Origin of the sequence: Pseudomonas sp. zfem003, from assembly GCF_032621675.1 — a bacterium.
Lineage (GTDB): Bacteria > Pseudomonadota > Gammaproteobacteria > Pseudomonadales > Pseudomonadaceae > Metapseudomonas > Metapseudomonas otitidis.
The window spans coordinates 519,021-537,975 of sequence record NZ_JAVYJG010000003.1; the positions used below are offsets into that span (position 1 = coordinate 519,021).

At 67.1% G+C, this 18,955-nt stretch carries 20 protein-coding genes; 8 read left to right on the forward strand and 12 right to left on the reverse strand.

Annotated features, from left to right (window positions below):
• Positions 1-50: 50 nt before the first annotated feature.
• From RTK35_RS08660 to RTK35_RS08670, 3 genes are read right to left on the reverse strand one after another with little or no spacing between them, the layout of a single operon-like run.
• Positions 51-1,238, reverse strand: coding sequence for a hypothetical protein (locus RTK35_RS08660; RefSeq protein WP_316907793.1), 1,188 nt, complete (start codon positions 1,236-1,238; stop codon positions 51-53).
• 2 nt (positions 1,239-1,240) lie between these two features.
• The gene (gene proC / locus RTK35_RS08665; RefSeq protein WP_316907794.1) at positions 1,241-2,059 is read right to left on the reverse strand and encodes a pyrroline-5-carboxylate reductase; all 819 of its coding nucleotides are present in this window, start codon (positions 2,057-2,059) and stop codon (positions 1,241-1,243) included.
• Positions 2,060-2,076: 17 nt separating this feature from the next.
• A complete protein-coding gene (locus RTK35_RS08670; RefSeq protein WP_208274795.1) occupies positions 2,077-2,769 on the reverse strand; it encodes a YggS family pyridoxal phosphate-dependent enzyme in 693 nt (230 codons plus the stop codon).
• A 68-nt stretch (positions 2,770-2,837) separates the two neighbouring features.
• Here RTK35_RS08670 and pilT point away from each other — a divergent pair, with 68 nt between their 5' ends.
• Positions 2,838-3,872 carry a type IV pilus twitching motility protein PilT gene (pilT, locus tag RTK35_RS08675; protein WP_316907795.1) on the forward strand — a complete coding sequence of 345 codons (1,035 nt, stop codon included), beginning with the start codon at positions 2,838-2,840 and terminating at the stop codon, positions 3,870-3,872.
• Between the two features lie 108 nt (positions 3,873-3,980).
• Entirely contained in the window at positions 3,981-5,126 is a 1,146-nt protein-coding gene (locus RTK35_RS08680) for a PilT/PilU family type 4a pilus ATPase (protein ID WP_044403589.1), read from the forward strand.
• Here RTK35_RS08680 and RTK35_RS08685 read toward each other — a convergent pair.
• Together RTK35_RS08685 and RTK35_RS08690 are read right to left on the reverse strand one after the other, a co-directional pair.
• A complete protein-coding gene (locus RTK35_RS08685) occupies positions 5,068-6,513 on the reverse strand; it encodes a TIGR03915 family putative DNA repair protein (RefSeq protein WP_316907796.1) in 1,446 nt (481 codons plus the stop codon). The genes RTK35_RS08680 and RTK35_RS08685 overlap by 59 nt on opposite strands.
• Complete coding sequence (locus RTK35_RS08690) at positions 6,513-7,724, reverse strand: putative DNA modification/repair radical SAM protein (protein WP_069566424.1); 1,212 nt, start codon at positions 7,722-7,724, stop codon at positions 6,513-6,515. Before RTK35_RS08690 ends, RTK35_RS08685 begins: the two co-directional genes overlap by 1 nt.
• Before the next feature lie 106 nt (positions 7,725-7,830).
• Between RTK35_RS08690 and RTK35_RS08695 the strand changes: the two genes are divergently transcribed.
• Positions 7,831-8,226, forward strand: a complete 396-nt coding sequence (locus tag RTK35_RS08695) for an NINE protein (protein ID WP_074967204.1) — start codon at positions 7,831-7,833, stop codon at positions 8,224-8,226.
• A gap of 58 nt (positions 8,227-8,284) precedes the next feature.
• Here RTK35_RS08695 and RTK35_RS08700 read toward each other — a convergent pair whose 3' ends face one another.
• From RTK35_RS08700 to gshB, 7 genes are all read right to left on the reverse strand, one after another.
• Positions 8,285-9,556 carry a dihydroorotase gene (locus tag RTK35_RS08700; protein ID WP_172432364.1) on the reverse strand — a complete coding sequence of 424 codons (1,272 nt, stop codon included), beginning with the start codon at positions 9,554-9,556 and terminating at the stop codon, positions 8,285-8,287.
• Entirely contained in the window at positions 9,556-10,560 is a 1,005-nt protein-coding gene (locus RTK35_RS08705; protein WP_044403578.1) for an aspartate carbamoyltransferase catalytic subunit, read from the reverse strand. The genes RTK35_RS08700 and RTK35_RS08705 overlap by 1 nt, the downstream gene beginning before the upstream one ends.
• Before the next feature lie 25 nt (positions 10,561-10,585).
• Positions 10,586-11,095 (reverse strand): bifunctional pyr operon transcriptional regulator/uracil phosphoribosyltransferase PyrR, encoded by a 510-nt coding sequence (pyrR, locus tag RTK35_RS08710; RefSeq protein WP_044403576.1) that lies wholly within the window; start codon positions 11,093-11,095, stop codon positions 10,586-10,588.
• 12 nt (positions 11,096-11,107) lie between these two features.
• Positions 11,108-11,551, reverse strand: coding sequence for a Holliday junction resolvase RuvX (gene ruvX, locus RTK35_RS08715; RefSeq protein WP_044403573.1), 444 nt, complete (start codon positions 11,549-11,551; stop codon positions 11,108-11,110).
• Positions 11,551-12,120 (reverse strand): YqgE/AlgH family protein, encoded by a 570-nt coding sequence (locus tag RTK35_RS08720; protein WP_044403571.1) that lies wholly within the window; start codon positions 12,118-12,120, stop codon positions 11,551-11,553. Before RTK35_RS08720 ends, ruvX begins: the two co-directional genes overlap by 1 nt.
• Before the next feature lie 46 nt (positions 12,121-12,166).
• A complete protein-coding gene (locus tag RTK35_RS08725; protein ID WP_172432365.1) occupies positions 12,167-13,060 on the reverse strand; it encodes an energy transducer TonB in 894 nt (297 codons plus the stop codon).
• 87 nt (positions 13,061-13,147) lie between these two features.
• Entirely contained in the window at positions 13,148-14,119 is a 972-nt protein-coding gene (gene gshB, locus RTK35_RS08730; protein ID WP_316907797.1) for a glutathione synthase, read from the reverse strand.
• 266 nt (positions 14,120-14,385) lie between these two features.
• Between gshB and pilG the strand changes: the two genes are divergently transcribed.
• From pilG to RTK35_RS08755, 5 genes are all read left to right on the forward strand, one after another.
• Positions 14,386-14,793, forward strand: a complete 408-nt coding sequence (pilG, locus tag RTK35_RS08735) for a twitching motility response regulator PilG (protein ID WP_021218373.1) — start codon at positions 14,386-14,388, stop codon at positions 14,791-14,793.
• A 47-nt stretch (positions 14,794-14,840) separates the two neighbouring features.
• Positions 14,841-15,206: a twitching motility response regulator PilH gene (gene pilH, locus RTK35_RS08740; protein ID WP_003458790.1), complete on the forward strand. Its 366-nt coding sequence runs from the start codon at positions 14,841-14,843 to the stop codon at positions 15,204-15,206.
• A 43-nt stretch (positions 15,207-15,249) separates the two neighbouring features.
• Complete coding sequence (locus RTK35_RS08745) at positions 15,250-15,786, forward strand: chemotaxis protein CheW (RefSeq protein WP_044403557.1); 537 nt, start codon at positions 15,250-15,252, stop codon at positions 15,784-15,786.
• A 193-nt stretch (positions 15,787-15,979) separates the two neighbouring features.
• A complete protein-coding gene (locus RTK35_RS08750; RefSeq protein WP_044403555.1) occupies positions 15,980-18,025 on the forward strand; it encodes a methyl-accepting chemotaxis protein in 2,046 nt (681 codons plus the stop codon).
• 62 nt (positions 18,026-18,087) lie between these two features.
• Positions 18,088-18,948: a CheR family methyltransferase gene (locus RTK35_RS08755; RefSeq protein ID WP_044403650.1), complete on the forward strand. Its 861-nt coding sequence runs from the start codon at positions 18,088-18,090 to the stop codon at positions 18,946-18,948.
• Positions 18,949-18,955 lie beyond the last annotated feature (7 nt).

Consider the following 18,955-nt stretch of genomic DNA (forward strand, 5'->3'; position numbering starts at 1 on the left):
GCCGGCGATGCGGGCTACTTTATCGGGATTCCCGGTGCGCATGGAGGGTGTCACTGCCCGGCCATCAGGTCCGGTCCGTTACAGCGCGTGTCCTCATGGTCGCCGAGGGTCATCAGGGTGAAGCCGTCGGGTCGCTGGAGGATGGTGGCGTAGGCATAGGCCAGGTCGTGCAGGTCCTTCTTGCTGTCGTACAGCTGGATCTCCACCTGGAAGCGGCCGGCGTCCTTGCAGGCACGTACCGGGCCGTAGAGCAGGGTGATGCCGGGCTCAGCGCGCTGCGCCTTGAGCTGTTCGCGGGCGGTCAGGTTCTGCTGGCGCTGTTCCGGGGCGCTCCAGTCGCCGGCCAGCGCATCGTCCACCGTCAGCCATTCGTCAACGAAGCCCCGGCCATTGCTGGCGGCCGGCTGGATGCGCTGCAGGGTGTCGCCATCCAGGCGGTAGCGGTAGATGCCGGCGCGGGTCATGCGGTCGGCGTCCAGGCTGCCCACTTCGGCACGCAGTTCGAAGCCATCGGGCCGGGCCTTCAGGCGTGGCTCGGTTTCGTCGCGCACGTAGCCCTGCTGCAGGTGGTGCAGGGTGCGCTGGGCGGTCTCGCCATTGCGCGGCTGCACCACATCCACGGCCAAGCGGCTCCAGCGCGAGGTGCACCAGGGGGTGCCGTGGGCGATGACGAACTGCCCGCTGGCCAGGCGCACGTATTGGTAGAAGTCGCCGTAGGCGTCGGAGAGTTCCTTCAGCGGCGGGCTGCGCCATTCCAGGGTGCGTACCCAGCGATCGCCTTCCCGGGCATAGCCGAGCAGCAGGATGTCGCCGCCGCAGGGGATGGAGGTGGCGGCCTGGACCACCACCATCGGCGGTAGCCCCGGCTCGTCGTGACGCGCCACGGCATAGGGGCTCACCGAGGTTTCCTCGCCTTCCGGCGCCGGCTGGACGGGCATCAGCTCGCGGGCCATTTCCTGCTGCAGGGCGTCGGCATCGAGGTCGGCACCGCTGCACGCCAGGCGCGCATCCAGGGCGCGGGTGATGGCGTCCTTGTGGGCCTCCACTGCGGTGGCGATGGCCGGGGAAACGTCGGTGGGCAGGTCTTCGTCCTGCCCGTCCAGGCTGGCCTGGACCTGCTCGAAGGCGGTGCGGGTGGCCTGGGCCAGGTCTGGTTGCAGGGCGCAGGTGTCCGCCAGCGCCGGCAGGCCCAGTGAGAGCAGCAGGGGAGCCAGTGACCAGACGACTGGGCGCGGCATGCTCATTGCCCGAGCTGGTCGGCCAGTTCGGCGGAACGGCGGTCGGCGGCGCCCAGGGCCTGCTCCACCAGGGATTCGAAGCCATTGCCCTGGAAGGATTTGATGGCCGCCTCGGTGGTGCCGTTGGGGGAGGTGACGCGGCGGCGCAGCTCGGCCGGGCCGACATCGCTGCCCACGGCCATGCGTGCGGCGCCCAGTGCGGTCTGCAGGGTCAGCCGGGCGGCCACCTCGGGGCTCAGGCCCAGCTTCTCGCCGGCGGCGGTCATGGCTTCCATCAGCAGGAAGAAGTAGGCCGGGCCGCTGCCGGAGACGGCGGTGACGGCGTCGATCTGCTTCTCCTCGTCGAGCCACAGGGCGATGCCCACGGCTTGCAGCAGTTGCTCGGCCTGGCGGCGCTGCTCGTCGCTGACGGCGGCGGTGGCGTACAGGCCGCTGGCGCCTTCGCCCAGCAGGGCCGGGGTGTTGGGCATGCAGCGCACGATGGAGTCGACGCCCAGCCAGCGGGCCAGGCTGGCGCAGGGGATGCCGGCGGCGATGGACACGATCAGCTGGCCAGCGGACAGGCTCGGGGCCAGCGCTTCGCACACGGCCTTCATGACCTGGGGCTTGGTGGCCAGGACCACCACATCGGCGCCGCGCACGGCGTCGGCGTTGCTCTCGACCACCTCGATGCCGTGCTCGGCGGCGATGCGGGCACGCTGCTCGGCGCCGGGGTCGCTGGCGCGGATGTGGCCGGCCGGAACGCCCTGGGCGCGCAGGCCACCGATCAGGCTGGCGGCCATGTTGCCGGCGCCGATGAATGCAATGCGGGGAGTGCTCATGTCGTGTTCCTTCCTTATTAAGGTGCCGGCTGCCCGTAGTCGCGGGCGCCGAACAGGGCGGTACCGATGCGCACCCAGGTGGCGCCTTCGGCGATCGCCGCTTCGAGGTCGTGGCTCATGCCCATGGACAGGGTGTCGAGGGCGGGGTCCAGGTCGGTCATCAACTGGCGCAGGCGGGCGAAGGCAGCGTGCTGGGCTGCGACGTCGTCGGTGGGCTCGGGAATCGCCATCAGCCCGCGCAGGCGCAGGTTCGGCAGGCCGGCCACGGCCTTGGCCAGGGCCGGGAGGTCCTCCGGTGCGCAGCCCGACTTGCTGGCTTCGCCGCTGACGTTGACCTGCAGGCAGATGTTAAGCGGCGCCAGGTGGGCAGGGCGCTGGGCGGAGAGGCGCTCGGCGATCTTCAGCCGGTCCACCGAGTGCACCCAGTGGAAGTGCTCGGCGATGGGCTTGGTCTTGTTCGACTGGATCGGGCCGATGAAATGCCAGGTCAGCGGCAGGTCGGTGAGTTCGGCCTGCTTGGCCAGCGCTTCCTGGAGGTAATTCTCGCCGAAATCGGCCACGCCCTCGGCGTGGGCCTCGCGAATGGCGTCGGCGGGTTTGGTCTTGCTCACGGCCAGCAGGCCGATGGTGGATGAATCCCTTCCAGAGGCTTGCGCCGCCTCACGGATACGCGCGCGAACCTTTGCAATATTCTTTGCTATCGTGGACATTACCTGCGCTCTACAGCCCGGCCTGAGTGGGTCTGCGGCATTCTAACCGCTTGGAATTGGGGAGTCCCATGGATATTACTGAGCTGCTTGCGTTCAGCGCCAAGCAGGGCGCTTCGGACCTGCATCTCTCGGCCGGGCTGCCGCCCATGATCCGCGTCGACGGCGATGTTCGCCGTATCAACCTGCCCCCCCTGGACCACAAGCAGGTGCACGCGCTGATCTACGACATCATGAACGACAAGCAGCGCAAGGATTACGAGGAATTCCTCGAAACCGACTTCTCGTTCGAGGTGCCCGGCGTGGCCCGCTTCCGGGTCAACGCCTTCAACCAGAACCGCGGCGCCGGCGCCGTGTTCCGGACCATTCCCTCCAAGGTGCTGTCCATGGAGGACCTGGGCATGGGCGAGATCTTCAAGAAGATCTCCAACGTGCCGCGCGGCCTGGTGCTGGTCACCGGCCCCACCGGTTCGGGCAAGTCCACCACCCTGGCGGCGATGCTCGACTACCTCAACGGCACCAAGTACCACCACATCCTGACCGTGGAAGACCCGATCGAATTCGTCCACGAGTCGAAGAAGTGCCTGATCAACCAGCGTGAGGTGCACCGCGACACCCTCGGCTTCAACGAGGCGCTGCGCTCGGCCCTGCGGGAAGACCCGGACATCATCCTGGTGGGCGAGATGCGCGACCTGGAGACCATCCGCCTGGCGCTGACCGCTGCGGAAACCGGTCACCTGGTGTTCGGCACCCTGCACACCACCTCCGCCGCCAAGACCATCGACCGGGTGGTCGACGTGTTCCCGGCCGAGGAAAAATCCATGGTCCGTTCCATGCTCTCCGAATCGCTGCAGGCGGTCATTTCCCAGACCCTGCTGAAGAAGATCGGCGGCGGCCGGGTGGCGGCTCACGAGATCATGATCGGCACCCCGGCCATCCGTAACCTGATCCGCGAGGACAAGGTGGCGCAGATGTATTCCGCCATCCAGACCGGCGGCGCCCTGGGCATGCAGACCCTGGACAGCTGCCTGAAGGGCCTGGTGGCCAAGGGCCTGGTCAGCCGCGAAAGCGCGCGCGAAAAGGCCAAGACGCCGGAAAACTTCTAGACCCGACAGGGCGCCCCGGCAGGCGCCCTGTCTGCTTGAACGGGGCGGCTGCCCGAACTGGCCTGTACGCGAGCGAACAGGTCGGCCATCCACATTGCGAGAAAGACCATGGAATTCGAGAAACTGTTGCGCCTGATGGTCGAGAAGGGCGGTTCGGACCTGTTCATCACGGCCGGTGTGCCGCCGTCGATGAAGGTCAACGGCAAGGTCATGCCGGTCACCAAGAACCCCATGTCGCCGGAGCAGACCCGGGAAACCGTGCTGGGGGTGATGAACGAGCAGCAGCGCCGCGACTTCGCCGAGAACCACGAGTGCAACTTCGCCATCAGCGCCCGGGGCATCGGCCGTTTCCGCGTCAGCGCCTTCTACCAGCGCAACCTGGTGGGCATGGTGCTGCGCCGCATCGAGACCAACATCCCCACCCTGGAGCAGCTCAAGCTGCCCGAGGTGCTGAAGAAGCTGGCCATGACCAAGCGCGGCCTGGTGCTCTTCGTCGGTGCCACCGGCACCGGCAAGTCCACGTCCCTGGCGGCGATGATCGGCTACCGCAACAAGAACAGCTCCGGCCACATCATCTCCATCGAAGACCCCATCGAGTACATCCACCAGCACCAGGGCTGCATCGTCACCCAGCGTGAAGTGGGGATCGACACCGAGTCCTTCGAAGTGGCCCTGAAGAACACCCTGCGCCAGGCGCCGGACGTGATCCTCATCGGTGAGGTGCGGACCCGCGAGACCATGGACCACGCCGTGGCCTTCGCCGAAACCGGCCACCTGTGCCTGGCCACCCTGCACGCCAACAACGCCAACCAGGCGCTGGACCGGATCATCAACTTCTTCCCCGCCGACCGTCAGCAGCAGGTGTGGATGGACCTGTCCCTCAACCTCAAGGCCATCGTCGCCCAGCAACTGGTGCCGACCCCGGATGGCAAGGGGCGCCGCGCGGTGATCGAGGTGCTGATCAATACCCCGCTGGTGGCCGACCTGATCCGCAAGGGCGAGGTCCACGAGCTCAAGCCGCTGATGAAACGCTCCACCGAGCAGGGCATGCAGACCTTCGACCAGGCGCTGTACAACCTCTACTCCCAGGGCGAGATCACCTACGAAGACGCCCTGCTCTACGCCGACTCGGCGAACGACCTGCGCCTGATGATCAAGCTCGGTTCCGAGACCGATGGCGAACACCTGACCAGCATCAGTGGCGGGCTGTCCCTGGAAGTCTCGGAAGACGATCCGGGCCGTCGCTTCCGCTGAGTGGCGCCAGCCACTGCGCCGCCCGGCGCGCCAAGGCCTCCAGTGTGTCGTTCCCCGCAGGCCAGGGAATCGCGAACCAGGCGCCGAAAGGCGCCTGGTTCGTTTCCAGCACCTCGCCACTGTGTTCCGCCAGGTGCGGTGGAATGAAACCGCGCAGGGCCGCACGGGCGCCGTCGCCCAGGGCGATCACCAGTCGTGGCCGGAGCTGTTGCAGCTCCGCCTCCAGCCAGGGGGCACAGGCCGTCAGTTCGGCTTCCGTCACCGGCAGCGCCTCGCGCTCGCTGCGCAGCCCCTGGCTGTGCCAGGCGAAGTGCTTCACGGCGTGGGTGAAGTACAGGCGTTCGCGGGCCAGCCCGGCGTTGGCCAGGGCTTCGCGCAGGCGGATGCCGGCGGGGTCGCTGAAGGGCTGTCCGCTCAGGTCGTCCTGATCGGAAGGCTGGCTGCCGAGCACCATTACGTCGGCGGTTTCCGGGCCTTGCCCGGCCACGGCGCAGGTCGCGGCGTGCCAGCGCGTGCAGGTCTGGCAACGCTCCAGGGCTGAGGTGGCCTCGCGCACCGGCTGGGCTTTCAGCGGGCTGATCAGCACTGTCTTGCCGTCCTGGGCGCCGACCGCCGGGGCCTGGGCCAGACGCTGCTGGCCGGTGCGCGCCGCGCTGACCAGGGCGGGGATCAGCGGCCCTTCCGGCAGGTGGCGCCAGAAGCGTGCGGGCATGTGGCCGCGCATCACCTTCGGGTTGAGTCGGGCCGGGTTGAAGGTGCTGCGGTAGTAGGCCTGCCACAGCGATTGATCCGGGTCGTCGCGCTCCTCGATGGCGGCCTGCAGGCCGGGTGGCCCCGGGGGCAGGTAGGCCAGGCGCTCGCCATTGAAGCAGGCCACGCCGTCGGGCGTGGCGATCAGCCAGCTGTGCCGCCCCATGCGCGGGACGAAGTGTTCGGCGGCGAGGTCGAGCACCTCGTGTGCCGGTTCGATCCAGGCCAGGTAGTCCGGCTCGCCGCGTTGGGCCTGGCCCAGGCGGAAGCGCAGGAAGGCGTGGAGGTGGTGGGCTTCCCGGCGCACGGCCTTGAGCCGCCGGTGCAGCTCGGCGCCGTCGCGGTCGCCTGGCAGCATGGCGCTGCGGTCACCCCGGGCAGCCCGCCAGAGCACGCGGTAGAGCAGGCCCCAGCGGTCCTGCTGGCGGAAGCGTGCAGCCTGGGCCAGCAATTCCGGCAGTTCGCGAGGGATGCGCACCGTGCCGCCTGGGGCGTCCGCCGGGGCGGGGTCGAGGCTGTCGAACAGGCCGGCATCCGGCGTCCAGTCCACCTGGTGCGGGGCGATCCCGGCCTGCAGCAGGCGCCGGGCTTCGCTGCGCCAGCCTTCGAAGCTGCCGTCGAAGCGGGGCCGGTGCATCACCAGAGCGCCATCTGTGCCGGGGCGTCGCCGAGCTGGCGGCGCAGGGCGGTGGATTCGAGGTCGGCCAGCCGGGGCCTGTAGTCCTGGGTGATGATGAACGGCCGGGCCTTGTCCATGGCGCAGCGCAGGCGCACCACGTCCTGGTAGCGGATGCGCCGCTCGCGGCGCAGGTCCGCCAGGCGCCGGGCGCTGAGCACGCCGATGCCGGGCACGCGGGCGATCATCGCCGGCTCGGCGCGGTTGAGGTCGAGGGGGAACTGTTCGCGGTTGGCCAGCGCCCAGGCCAGCTTGGGGTCGATGTCCAGGGGCAGGTTGCCGGGGCTGCTGATCAGCTCCTCGACGCGGAAGCCGTAGCCACGCAGGAGGAAGTCGGCCTGGTACAGGCGGTGTTCGCGCATGAGCGGTGGCGGCTCGGCCGGCAGCCCGCCGGGGGCGCTGGGGATGGGGCTGAAGGCGGAGTAGTAGACGCGCTTGAGCCGGTAGGCGCTGTAGAGCGATTGGGCGGTGCCGAGGATGGTGCGGTCGTCGGTGGCGTCGGCGCCGACGATCATCTGGGTGCTCTGCCCGGCCGGGGCGAAGGCCGGTCCACGCCGTTCCTCCTGCGCTTCTTCCACGCCCAGGCGGATGCGACCCATCGCGCGCCGGATCGGCGCCACGCGCTTCTCCGGCGCCAGGCGCACCAGCCCGGATTCGGTGGGCAGCTCGATGTTCACGCTCAGGCGGTCGGCGTACAGGCCGGCTTCGGCGATCAGCTCCGGGCTGGCGTCGGGGATGGTCTTCAGGTGGATGTAGCCGCGGAACTGGTGTTCTTCCCGCAGCAGCCTGGCTACGCGCACCAGCTGCTCCATGGTGTAGTCCGCGGAGCGGATGATCCCGGAGCTGAGGAACAGCCCGCTGATGCAGTTGCGCCGGTAGAAGTCGAGGGTCAGCCGGACCACTTCTTCCGGGGTGAAGCGGGCGCGCGGCACATCGCTGGAGCGGCGGTTGACGCAGTACTGGCAGTCGTAGATGCAGAAGTTGGTGAGCAGGATCTTCAGCAGGGCCACGCAGCGGCCATCGGGGGTGAAACTGTGGCAGATGCCCATGCCGTTGGTGGAGCCGATGCCGGCCTTGCCGGTGGAGCCACGCTTGGGGGCGCCGCTGCTGGCGCAGGACACGTCGTACTTGGCGGCGTCGGCCAGCACGGTTAGCTTGTCGATCAGTTCCATGGTCGGATTCTGAAATTAACTGTACGTGCATACAGTATTTCGGCGACCGGAACCTGTGCAAGTCCGTCGACGACCTTCGGTCGCCGGCCCGTCATCAGGAGATCACATGCAACGCCCGGATACCCACAGCACCCTGATCGGCTACCTCCTGTGGATCTTCGGATTCCTCGGGGCGCACCGCTTCTACTACGGCCGGCCGGTGACCGGCACCCTGTGGTTCTTCACCCTGGGGCTGTTCTTCATCGGCTGGATCATCGACCTGTTCCTGATCCCGTCCATGGAGCGCGAGGCCGCCCTGCGCTTCAACGCGGGCTCCTACGACTACACGGTGGCCTGGCTGCTGCTGACCTTCCTCGGTGTGTTCGGTGTGCACCGCATGTACCAGGGCAAATGGATCACCGGCATCCTCTACCTGTTCACCGGTGGGTTCTTCCTGCTGGGCGTGCTCTACGACTTCTGGACCTTGAACACGCAGATCTCGGTGCTCAACGCCCAGCGTTGAGCCGGAAAGCAAAAGGGGCCGTCGATGACGGCCCCTTTCGTTTGCAGCGGTTTCAGCTTCAGCCCTGGAAGGTCAGGTGGCCGTCCATGAAGGTGTAGCGTACGCGCCCGGGCAGCGAGTCGCCGATGAACGGGCAGTTGCGCCCGCGCGAGTGCCAGGCCTCGCCGGCCTGGGTGCGCCCCTTCGGGTCGAACAGCACCAGGTCTGCCGGGGCGCCGACCGCCACGCGGCCAGCCGGCAAGCGCAGGGCGCGGGCCGGGCCGGCGGTGAGGCGGGCGAGCAGGGTGGGCAGGTCCAGCAGGCCGTCTTCCACCAGGCTCATGGCCAGCGGCAGCAGCAGTTCGACGCTGCTGATGCCGGGCTCGGTGGCGGCGAAGGGCGCCAGCTTGGCGTCGGCTTCGTGGGGCTGGTGGTGGCTGGCGATGGCACCGATCACGCCACTCTTCACCGCCTGGCGCAGGCCTTCGCGGTCCGCCTGGCTGCGCAGCGGCGGCTGCACGTGGTAGAGGCTGGAAAAACCGGTGAGGGCGTCGTCGGTCAGCAGCAGCTGGTACATGGCGACATCGGCGGTGACCGGCAGGCCGCGGGCCTGGGCCTGGGCGATCATTTCGGCACCACGGGCGCTGGTGATCTGGCTGAAGTGCGCGCGCACGCCGCTCTGCTCCACCAGCAGCAGGTCACGGGCCAGGGCCACGGTCTCGGCGCTCTCGGGGATCCCGGCCAGGCCGAGGAAGCCGGCGGTGGCGCCTTCGTGGGCGAGGCCGCCTTCCGCCAGGTCGGCGTCCTGGGGTTGCAGCACCAGGGTCAGGTCGAAGGTGGCGGCGTACTCCATGGCGCGGCGCAGGGTGCGGCTGCTGCTCATGGGCGCCAGGCCGTTGCCGAAGGCGACGCAGCCGGTGTCACGCAGGGCGACCAGCTCGGCCAGCTGCTCGCCGGCGAGGTTCCGGGTGAGGGCGCCGATGGGGAAGACCTTGGCGTGGCCGGCTTCGCGGGCGCGGTCGAGGATCAGTTCGGCCACGGCGGGGGTGTCCAGCACCGGGCGGGTCAGCGGCGGGCAGCACAGGCTGGTCACGCCACCGGCGGCGGCGGCGCGGGTCTCGCTGTCGACGTTGCCCTTGCGGCTGTAGCCGGGCTCGCGCAGGGCGGCGTTGAGGTCCACCAGGCCGGGGGCGGCCACCAGGCCCTGGGCGTCGATGCGGGTCTCGGCCTCGAAGCCGGCCGGTGCCTGGCCGATGGCGGTGACCTTGCCGGCCTGGAGGAACAGGTCGGTGACCTGGTCGGTGCCGCTGGCGGGATCGATGAGGCGGGCGCCGATGATGTGGGTACGCATCAGTTCTGCACCTCGGCTTCCTGATTGATCTGGCGTTGGGTGTTCTGGCCGCTCATGGCCATGGAGAGCACGGCCATGCGGATGGCGATGCCGTAGGTGACCTGGTTGAGGATCACCGAGTGGCTGCCGTCGGCGACGGCGGACTCGATCTCCACGCCGCGGTTGATCGGCCCCGGGTGCATGACGATGGCGTCGGGCTTGGCCAGCTTGAGGCGTTGGGTGGTCAGCCCGTAGAGGCGGTAGAACTCGCCTTCGCTTGGCAGCAGGCCGCCCTGCATGCGCTCGCGCTGCAGGCGCAGCATGATCACCACGTCCACGTCCTTGAGCCCTTCGGCCAGGTCGGTGTGGACGCTGACGCCGTACTGCTCGATGCCGATGGGCAGCAGGGTGCGCGGCGCGATCACGCGGATGTCCGGGCAGCCCAGGGCCTTGAGGGCGAGCATGTCGGAGCGGGCGACGCGCGAGTGCAGGATGTCGCCGACGATGGCCACCGAGAGGTTCTCGAAGCTGCCCTTGTGACGGCGGATGGTGAGCATGTCGAGCATGCCCTGGGTAGGGTGCGCGTGGCGCCCGTCGCCGCCGTTGATGATGGCGACGTCAGGGCAGACGTGCTCGGCGATGAAGTGGGCGGCGCCGGAGTCGGCATGGCGGACCACGAACATGTCGGCCGCCATGGCCTCCAGGTTGCGCAGGGTGTCGAACAGCGTCTCGCCCTTGCTGGTGGAGGAGGTGGAGACGTTCAGGCTGATGACGTCGGCGGAGAGGCGCTGGGCCGCCAGCTCGAAGGTGGTGCGAGTGCGCGTGGAGTTCTCGAAGAACACGTTGCACACCGTCTTGCCGCGCAGCAGGGGCACCTTCTTGACGGCGCGGGCGCCGACTTCGAGGAAGGAGTCGGCGGTGTCGAGGATTTCGGTCAACAGCTCACGGGGCAGGCCGTCGAGCGAGAGGAAGTGGCGCAGCTGGCCCTGGTCGTTGAGCTGCAGCGGGCGCTTGGCGTTCGGCATGGGGCGGGCCCTGGGGGTTGGGTTTTCAGGAGGCGGCGAGGACCTGGCGCTCGAGTGCGAGCGGCGCGGGGCCGAGCAATTTTACCCGCTCGTGGGTGGCCAGGGACAGGGTGGCGCCGACCACGTCGGGGCGGATCGGCAGCTCCCGGGCGTTGAGGTCCAGCAGGCAGACCAGAGTCACGCTGGCCGGGCGGCCATAGTCGAACAGCTCGTTGAGGGCGGCGCGCACGGTGCGCCCGCTCATGAGCACGTCATCGATCAGCACCAGGTGCTGGCCTTCGATCTCGAAGGGCAGTTCGGAGGGCTGCACCTGGGGATGCAGGCCGTTCTGGGTGAAGTCGTCGCGGTAGAAGGAGACGTCGAGCACGCCCATGGCGTCGTCGCGGCCCAGGGCTTCCATCAGGGCCTGGGCGACCCAGACGCCGCCGGTGCGGATGCCGATGAAGCGCGGTGTGTCGATGTGCCGGGCCGCCAGGTGGTCGGTCAGGGCGCGGGCCATCTGCGGCAGCAGTTCGGCCGGGTTGGGCAATGTCATGGGCGTTCCTCGCTAGTCGTGTCCGGGGTGCTCGGCCAGCCAGCCTTCCAGCAGCAGGGCGGCGGCCAGGGCGTCCACCGGGCGTTCGCGGTAGCCGCCGCGCTGGCCCTGCGCCAGGCGGTGGCCCTTGGCTTCGAAGGTGGTCAGGCGTTCGTCGTGGGTGAAGACGGGCAGGTTGAAGCGGCCATTGAGGCGCCGGCCGAATTTCTCGGCGCGCTCGCTCATCTCGCTGGGGGTGCCGTCCATGTTCAGCGGCAGGCCGACGACGATGGCGTCGGGCTGCCACTCCTTGATCAGGGCCTCGACCTTCTGCCAGTCGGGTACGCCGTTCTGTGCCTTGAGCACGCACAGTTCGCGGGCCTGGCCGGTGACGGCCTGACCGACGGCGACGCCGATCTGGCGGGTGCCGTAGTCGAAGCCGAGGAGCAGCCGGGGCGCGGTTGTCGGGCCGGCCATCAGGCGTGCCCGGCCTGGCTGGTGAGCAGGTTGAGGTTGACCCCCAGCCGTGCGGCGGCGGCGGCGAGGCGCTGGTCGCTGGGGGTGTCGAAGAGGATGGCCGGGTCGGCGGGGCAGGTGAGCCAGGCGTTTTCGGCCAGCTCGGCCTCCAGTTGCCCGGCCTGCCAGCCGGCATAGCCGAGGGCGATGAGGCTCTTCTGCGGGCCGCTGCCGTCGGCGATGGCGAACAGCACGTCCTGGGAGGTGGACAGCGCCAGGTCGCCCAGGTCCAGGGTGGCCTGGTACTGCGGGCCGCTGGGGTGCAGGACGAAGCCGCGGTCGGTCTGCACGGGGCCGCCGGCGTAGATGGGCAGGTTCTGGCAGTGGGCGGGGGCGGTGTCGTCGGGGCGCAGTTGTTCGAGCACGTCACCGAGGTTGAGGCCGTTGGGGCGGTTGATCACCAGTCCCATGGCGCCCTGGTCGTTGTGTTCGACCAGGTAGGTGACGGTCTGCGCGAAATTGGGATCGTCCATGTGCGGCATGGCGATCAGGAAGTGGTGCTTGAGGTAGCTGGGCGCGGTGCTTTTCATGGGCGCTAGTGTCGATCTTCGCGCCGTCGGCTTCAAGGGTGCCGGTTCAGTTGCTGGAGAGTCTGTCGCCCCGCTCAAAACGCCAGGTGCGGATGATCTCCAGGCGGTCGATGTCGGCCAGGTCGCCGGTGAAGGGGGCGAAGGGCGCGGCGAGGCGGACGATGCGCATGGCGGCCTGGTCCAGTACCGGCTGGCCGGATGACTCCAGCACCTGCACCTCATAAAGAGTGCCGTCGCGGTTGATCGACACCAGCAGCCTCAGCGAGCCGTAGATGCGCTGGCGGCGGGCCTCTTCGGGGTAGTTGAGGTTGCCGACGCGCTCGATCTTCTTGCGCCATTCGTCCTTGTACCAGGCACCCTTGTCGCGCATGGTCGAGGCCGCGTTGAGGCGGTGGATGCGTGGGCGCTTGGCGTAGCGCTGCTGCTCCTGGGACAGCTCGGCCTCCAGGCTGGCGATCTCGGAGGAGAGCTGGGCACTGTCGAATACGGGGGCGGGCGGTGTCTCGGGCTCGGGCTTGGCTTCCTCGCGCTTGACCGGGGTCTTCTGCGGCTTGGGTGCCGTGGTGGCGATGGCCGCCTTGGGGGCTTCCTGGCGCTTGGTCTGCTGGGGGGCGGCGGGCGGAGTGACCTTGCGGATCTCCTGGTCCTGGAACATCGCCTGCTCGGTGGTCTTGGGCGTGTCCTTGTGTTCCAGGGTGCCGCTGCCTTGCTGGTTGTTCTGCGCCAGGTAGTCGGCTTCCTTCGGCTTCTCGTCACTCTTGAAGGTGGCGAGGGTGACTTCCAGCGTCTTGCTGATCTGGCTGGGGTCGCTGAAGGTGAAGCCGACACCGAGGATGAGCGCGATGTGCAGCACCGCGGCGAGGAACAGGGTGAAGCCGAGCCTGTCCGCCGGGCGCACGCTGGCGGAGGGGAAGCGGGGGAGGTCAGCGGCTGCGTTCATCGCACATCGGGTCTGCTCAAAGTGGCGCGCAGTCTGCCGAACTGGGGCGGCAGGCTGCAAGCCGCAAGCTGCAAGGTGTTGACTGCGTCAAGCTTGCGGCTTGCTCTGGTTCGCCTCCAGGCGGGTGGCGATGACGTCCATCAGGCGTTCGCCGATGCGGGTGTCGTACGCCGCGTCGATCTCGCGGATGCAGGTCGGGCTGGTGACGTTGATCTCGGTGAGGTGGTCGCCGATCACGTCGAGGCCGACGAACAGCAGGCCCTTCTCCCGCAGTACCGGACCGACGGTGGCGGCGATCTCGCGGTCGCGCTCGGTCAACGGGCGGGCTTCGCCCCGACCACCGGCGGCGAGGTTGCCACGGGTCTCGCCGGCAGCGGGAATGCGTGCCAGGCAGTAAGGTACCGGTTCGCCGTCTATCATCAGGATACGTTTGTCCCCGTCGACGATCGCCGACAGGTAGCGCTGCGCCATGATCTGCTCGGCGCCGTGGCGGGTGAGGGTCTCCAGGATCACCGAAAGGTTCGGGTCGCCCTCGCGGTGACGAAAAATCATCGAACCGCCCATGCCATCAAGGGGTTTGAGAATGATGTCACGCTGCTCTTTTGCAAACTCGCGCAGAATGTCGGGCCGTCGACTCACCAGAGTCGTCGGGGTGAGGTGCGGGAAGAGCGTGGCAAAGAACTTCTCGTTGCAGTCGCGCAGACTCTGCGGACGGTTCACCACCAGCACGCCGGCGCGTTCGGCCTGCTCCAGCAGGTAGGTGGAGTAGATGAACTCGTTGTCGAAGGGCGGATCCTTGCGCATGAGGATCACATCGAGGTCGGCGAGCGGGGTGTCCTGCTCATCCCCGAGGACATACCAGCCCGCAGGGTCGGCCTTCACCTCGAGCGGTTTCATGCGGGCACGGGCTACGCCCGCTGCCTGGTAAAGATCCTGCTGCTCCATATAGAAGAGGGACCAGCCGCGAGCCTGGGCCGCGAGAAGCATGGCCAGGGAGCTGTCCTTCTTGAAGTTGATCTGCGCAATGGGGTCCATGACGATCCCGAGGCGAACGCTCATGGGTGGTGTCTCCGCAACTCGTGAAGTGAAGAAAGGGGCCTCGATCGGGCCCCGGAAGAGGCGCTCAGGGTGGCGCTGGAGGCGGTTGCGGTCAAGGGAAACCTCGCCGTGCGAACTGGCAAATCCATGGCGTAGGCGGTTTCTGGCTTGCGTCTGGAGAGTGTGCTAAAAAGGCCCGACGATTGGGTCGCAGCCCGTCGCTGACAGGGCCTCAGGCGCACTGAACGAAGCTAATAACGACTCACCGAGGCGATGGTAGGGCGAACATGGAACAGCATTCCGAGGGTTTGAAGGTGATGGTGATCGACGATTCGAAGACGATTCGTCGCACCGCTGAAACTCTGCTGAAGAAGGTGGGTTGCGAGGTCATCACGGCTGTCGACGGTTTCGATGCCCTGGCCAAGATCGCGGACACACACCCGAACATCATCTTTGTCGACATCATGATGCCGCGTCTCGACGGTTATCAGACCTGCGCCCTGATCAAGAACAACAGTGCTTTCAAGTCCACCCCGGTGATCATGCTGTCCTCCAAGGACGGCCTGTTCGACAAGGCCAAGGGTCGCATCGTCGGTTCCGACCAGTACCTCACCAAGCCCTTCAGCAAGGAAGAACTGCTCGGCGCGATCAAGACCCACGTGCCTGATTTCACCCCGGTGGAACAAGCCTCCTGAAGTCCGGCCCTCGTGGCTGGAAGTGCCTTTCCGTATTGGGGACAAACATGGCTCGTATTCTGATTGTTGATGACTCGCCGACCGAAATGTACAAGCTGACCGCCATGCTCGAAAAACATGGCCATCAGGTACTGAAGGCGGAAAATGGCGCCGATGGCGTCGCCCTGGCTCGCCAGGAAAAACCCGATGCCGTGCTGATGGACATCGTCATGCCCGGCCTCAATGGCTTCCAGGCGACCCGTCAGCTGACCAAGGACGCCGAAACCAGCCATATCCCGGTGATCATCGTCACCACCAAGGATCAGGAAACCGACAAGGTCTGGGGCAAGCGCCAGGGCGCGAAGGACTACCTGACCAAGCCGATCGACGAAGACACGCTGCTGAAAACCCTCAACGCGGTGCTGGCCGGCTGATGCCGGTAGCACCGTGATGTCCTAGAAGAAGGCTCAGCCCCGCATGTCGGACGCAAAGACCCCATTCCAGATACTCCTCGAGATCGACCAGCGCTGCCGCGCCCTGGCGGCGGGCTTGCCCGCCCAGCAGGAAACGGTTCAGACCTGGAGTGGGATCGGTTTCCGCATGGGCGAGCGCTTCTTCGTGGCGTCCATGGGCGAAGTGGGCGAAGTGCTCCACGAGCCCCGCTACACCCAGCTGCCGGGGGTGAAACCCTGGGTCAAGGGAGTCGCCAACGTCCGTGGTCGGTTGCTGCCGATCATGGACCTGTGCGGCTTCTTCGGCGGCGAACTCTCGTCCCTGCGCAAGCAGCGCCGGGTGCTGGTGGTCGACCACCAGGAAATCTTCGCCGGCCTCATCGTCGACGAAGTCTTCGGCATGCAGCACTTCCCGGTGGGCTCGTTCTCCGAGGAACTGCCGCCGCTGGAGGCCACCATCCAACCCTTCATCCACGGCGTGTTCCAGCGTGAGCATCCCTGGCTGGTGTTCAGCCCTCATGCGCTGGCCCAGCACCAGGTGTTCCTGGACGTCGCGGTCTAGTTCCCAACGCGCAGGCCTTCGGGCCTGCGCGCAGGGCCGTTTCCGGGAGGGGCGGCCCGATCGGTCGGAGTGCAGTGTCTCCGGCTGACCCAGGCACCAACGTGTGCCGTTGATCCAAGGTTGGGCCGGTCTATACCGGCCCTTGGCGTTACATGGAAATCGTTGTGTAGTTGGTCCAGGCGGGGGCCCGATAATGAAAAAACTGAACGCAGGCAATCTACTCGCGGGAGCGCGCAGCAGTACGTTGATCGCCGGACTCTTCGTGGTCCTGATCGTCTCCATCGTGCTGCTGTTCGCCAACTTCGCGTACCTCAACACGCAGGCGAACCACGACCAGGAATACCTCGGCCACTCCGGTGAGCTGCGGGTCTTGTCCCAGCGTATCGCGAAGAACGCCACCGAAGCGGCGGCGGGCAAGCCCGAGGCCTTCGCCCTGTTGAAGGAAGCGCGCAACGACTTCGAGAAGCGCTGGAACATTCTGCTCAACGGTGACGCGGAAACCGGCCTGCCGCCGGCGCCCGAAGCCGTCAAGGCCCAGATGGACGCCGTGCAGGCGGACTGGAACAGCCTGCGGCAGAACTCCGACGCCATCCTGGCCAGCGAGCAGACCGTACTCTCCCTGCACCAGGTAGCCGGCACCCTCGCCGAGACCATCCCGCAGCTGCAGGTCGAGTACGAGGAAGTCGTGGACATCCTGCTGGAAAGCGGCGCGCCCGCTGCCCAGGTGTCCGTGGCCCAGCGCCAGTCGCTGCTGGCCGAACGGATCCTCGGCTCCGTGAACAAGGTACTGGCCGGTGACCAGGACTCCGTACAGGCCGCCGACATGTTCGGCCGCGACGCCAGCCTGTTCGGCCGCGTACTGAACGCGATGCTCGAAGGCAACGCCGCTATGGAAATCTCCAAGGTGACCGACACCGAAGCCCTGGAGCGCCTGCAGGAGATTTCCGAACTGTTCGAGTTCGTCTCCGGTTCCGTGGACGAGATCCTCGAGACCTCGCCCGAACTCTTCCAGGTCCGTGAATCCGCCAACACCATCTTCACCGGCTCCCAGACCCTGCTGGACAAGGCGTCCCAGCTGGCCGCCGGCTTCGAAGAGCAGGCCGCCGGCCGTAGCCTGAACACCCTGGCTGGCTACATCCTCGGTGCCCTGGCACTGGGCTCGATCATCCTGATCGGCCTGGTCATGGTTCAGACCACCCGCCAGCGTCTGGCCGAGACCGCCGAGAAGAACGAACGTAACCAGGCCGCGATTCTGCGACTGCTCGACGAAATCGCCGACCTTGCAGACGGTGACTTGACCGTAGCGGCGACCGTAACCGAAGACTTCACCGGTGCGATCGCGGACTCGATCAACTACTCCATCGACCAGCTCCGCGAACTGGTAGAGACCATCAACCTGACCGCCGTGCAGGTAGCCGCCGCTGCCCAGGAAACCCAGGCCACCGCCATGCACCTGGCCGAGGCTTCCGAGCACCAGGCCCAGGAAATCGCCGGTGCGTCCGCCGCGATCAACGAAATGGCCGTGTCGATTGACCAGGTATCGGCGAACGCCTCGGAATCCTCCGCGGTAGCGGAACGTTCCGTAGCCATCGCCAACAAGGGCAACGAAGTGGTGCACAACACCATCACCGGCATGGACAACATCCGCGAGCAGATCCAGGACACCTCCAAGCGAATCAAGCGTCTCGGTGAATCGTCCCAGGAGATCGGTGACATCGTGAGCCTGATTAACGACATTGCCGACCAGACCAACATCCTTGCACTGAACGCCGCGATCCAGGCGTCCATGGCGGGTGACGCCGGTCGAGGCTTCGCCGTGGTAGCGGACGAGGTACAGCGCCTCGCAGAACGCTCCTCTGCCGCAACCAAGCAGATCGAGGCCCTGGTTAAGACCATTCAGACCGACACCAACGAAGCGGTTATCTCCATGGAGCAGACCACCTCCGAAGTGGTACGCGGTGCCCGCCTCGCACAGGACGCCGGTGTGGCCCTGGAAGAGATCGAGAAGGTATCCAAGACCCTCGCGGCCCTGATCCAGAACATCTCCAACGCGGCACGCCAGCAGGCGTCGTCCGCGGGCCACATTTCCAACACCATGAACGTCATTCAGGAGATCACCTCGCAGACCTCCGCCGGTACCACGGCAACCGCCAAGAGCATCGGTAACCTCGCCAAGATGGCGAGCGAGATGCGCAAGTCGGTATCCGGCTTCAACCTGCCGGACGCAGACCGGGCCTGACCAAGGGAGGTGCCGTAGCCTGAGGCTGCGGCGCAACGGCCATGAGCGAGAGGCACGACAGCATGCAGCCTGGCGGCGTGTGGGCCTTGAAACCCATGGCCGACATGACCCCCGCGCAGTTCCATGACTGGCAATCGCTGCTCGAGGAACGTACCGGCGTGGTCATCAACGAGCAGCGACGCTCGTTCCTGCAGACCAACCTCACCGCGCGGATGCGAGAGCTGGGCGTAGACGACTACACCCTCTACTTCCGCCAGGTCACCGACGGGCCGCGTGGTGCCGTCGAATGGTCGACCCTGCTGGACCGCCTCACCGTTCAGGAAACCCGTTTCTTCCGCCACGGACCCTCGTTCGACCTGCTCGGCGCCTATCTGCGCGAGCGTGTTGCCAAGGGACTGGACAGCCCCCTCGCCCTCTGGAGCGTCGGTTGTTCCAGCGGCGAAGAGCCGTATTCCCTGGCCATCGCGGCCGCCGAGGCCCTCACGGGCAGCGAGCGGCCCGACTATTTTGGTGTGACCGGCACCGACATCAGCCTCAGCGCCCTGAACAAGGCCCGCGAGGGGGTGTACGGCGCACGGCGCCTGGAGCACCTGGAAGGCGACATGGGCGAGCGCTACTTCCAGCCTCTGGGCGATGGCCGTTTCAAAGTTGTGGAGAGCCTGGCCGCGCGCGTGTGTTGCGCCCGGCTCAATGTGCTGGAACTGGCGAAGGCGCCAATGTCCGGCATGGACGTAATTTTCTGCCAGAACCTGCTGATCTATTTCCGCCGCTGGCGTCGCCGTGAAATCCTCAATCGCCTGGCCGAGCGCCTGGCGCCCGGTGGGCTCATGGTGATCGGCGTCGGTGAAGTGGTTGGTTGGCACCATCCGGACCTGGAGCCGGTGGCCGACGATCAGGTTCTGGCATTCACCCGGAAGGGATAGCAGACGG

Bases quoted from the DNA above. Each gene is read 5' to 3' on its own strand.
- RTK35_RS08660 (WP_316907793.1), bottom strand. From the start codon at position 1,238: ATGCCGCGCCCAGTCGTCTGGTCACTGGCTCCCCTGCTGCTCTCACTG.
- proC (WP_316907794.1), bottom strand. From the start codon at position 2,059: ATGAGCACTCCCCGCATTGCATTCATCGGCGCCGGCAACATGGCCGCC.
- RTK35_RS08670 (WP_208274795.1), bottom strand. From the start codon at position 2,769: ATGTCCACGATAGCAAAGAATATTGCAAAGGTTCGCGCGCGTATCCGT.
- pilT (WP_316907795.1), top strand. From the start codon at position 2,838: ATGGATATTACTGAGCTGCTTGCGTTCAGCGCCAAGCAGGGCGCTTCG.
- RTK35_RS08680 (WP_044403589.1), top strand. From the start codon at position 3,981: ATGGAATTCGAGAAACTGTTGCGCCTGATGGTCGAGAAGGGCGGTTCG.
- RTK35_RS08685 (WP_316907796.1), bottom strand. From the start codon at position 6,513: ATGCACCGGCCCCGCTTCGACGGCAGCTTCGAAGGCTGGCGCAGCGAA.
- RTK35_RS08690 (WP_069566424.1), bottom strand. From the start codon at position 7,724: ATGGAACTGATCGACAAGCTAACCGTGCTGGCCGACGCCGCCAAGTAC.
- RTK35_RS08695 (WP_074967204.1), top strand. From the start codon at position 7,831: ATGCAACGCCCGGATACCCACAGCACCCTGATCGGCTACCTCCTGTGG.
- RTK35_RS08700 (WP_172432364.1), bottom strand. From the start codon at position 9,556: ATGCGTACCCACATCATCGGCGCCCGCCTCATCGATCCCGCCAGCGGC.
- RTK35_RS08705 (WP_044403578.1), bottom strand. From the start codon at position 10,560: ATGCCGAACGCCAAGCGCCCGCTGCAGCTCAACGACCAGGGCCAGCTG.
- pyrR (WP_044403576.1), bottom strand. From the start codon at position 11,095: ATGACATTGCCCAACCCGGCCGAACTGCTGCCGCAGATGGCCCGCGCC.
- ruvX (WP_044403573.1), bottom strand. From the start codon at position 11,551: ATGGCCGGCCCGACAACCGCGCCCCGGCTGCTCCTCGGCTTCGACTAC.
- RTK35_RS08720 (WP_044403571.1), bottom strand. From the start codon at position 12,120: ATGAAAAGCACCGCGCCCAGCTACCTCAAGCACCACTTCCTGATCGCC.
- RTK35_RS08725 (WP_172432365.1), bottom strand. From the start codon at position 13,060: ATGAACGCAGCCGCTGACCTCCCCCGCTTCCCCTCCGCCAGCGTGCGC.
- gshB (WP_316907797.1), bottom strand. From the start codon at position 14,119: ATGAGCGTTCGCCTCGGGATCGTCATGGACCCCATTGCGCAGATCAAC.
- pilG (WP_021218373.1), top strand. From the start codon at position 14,386: ATGGAACAGCATTCCGAGGGTTTGAAGGTGATGGTGATCGACGATTCG.
- pilH (WP_003458790.1), top strand. From the start codon at position 14,841: ATGGCTCGTATTCTGATTGTTGATGACTCGCCGACCGAAATGTACAAG.
- RTK35_RS08745 (WP_044403557.1), top strand. From the start codon at position 15,250: ATGTCGGACGCAAAGACCCCATTCCAGATACTCCTCGAGATCGACCAG.
- RTK35_RS08750 (WP_044403555.1), top strand. From the start codon at position 15,980: ATGAAAAAACTGAACGCAGGCAATCTACTCGCGGGAGCGCGCAGCAGT.
- RTK35_RS08755 (WP_044403650.1), top strand. From the start codon at position 18,088: ATGCAGCCTGGCGGCGTGTGGGCCTTGAAACCCATGGCCGACATGACC.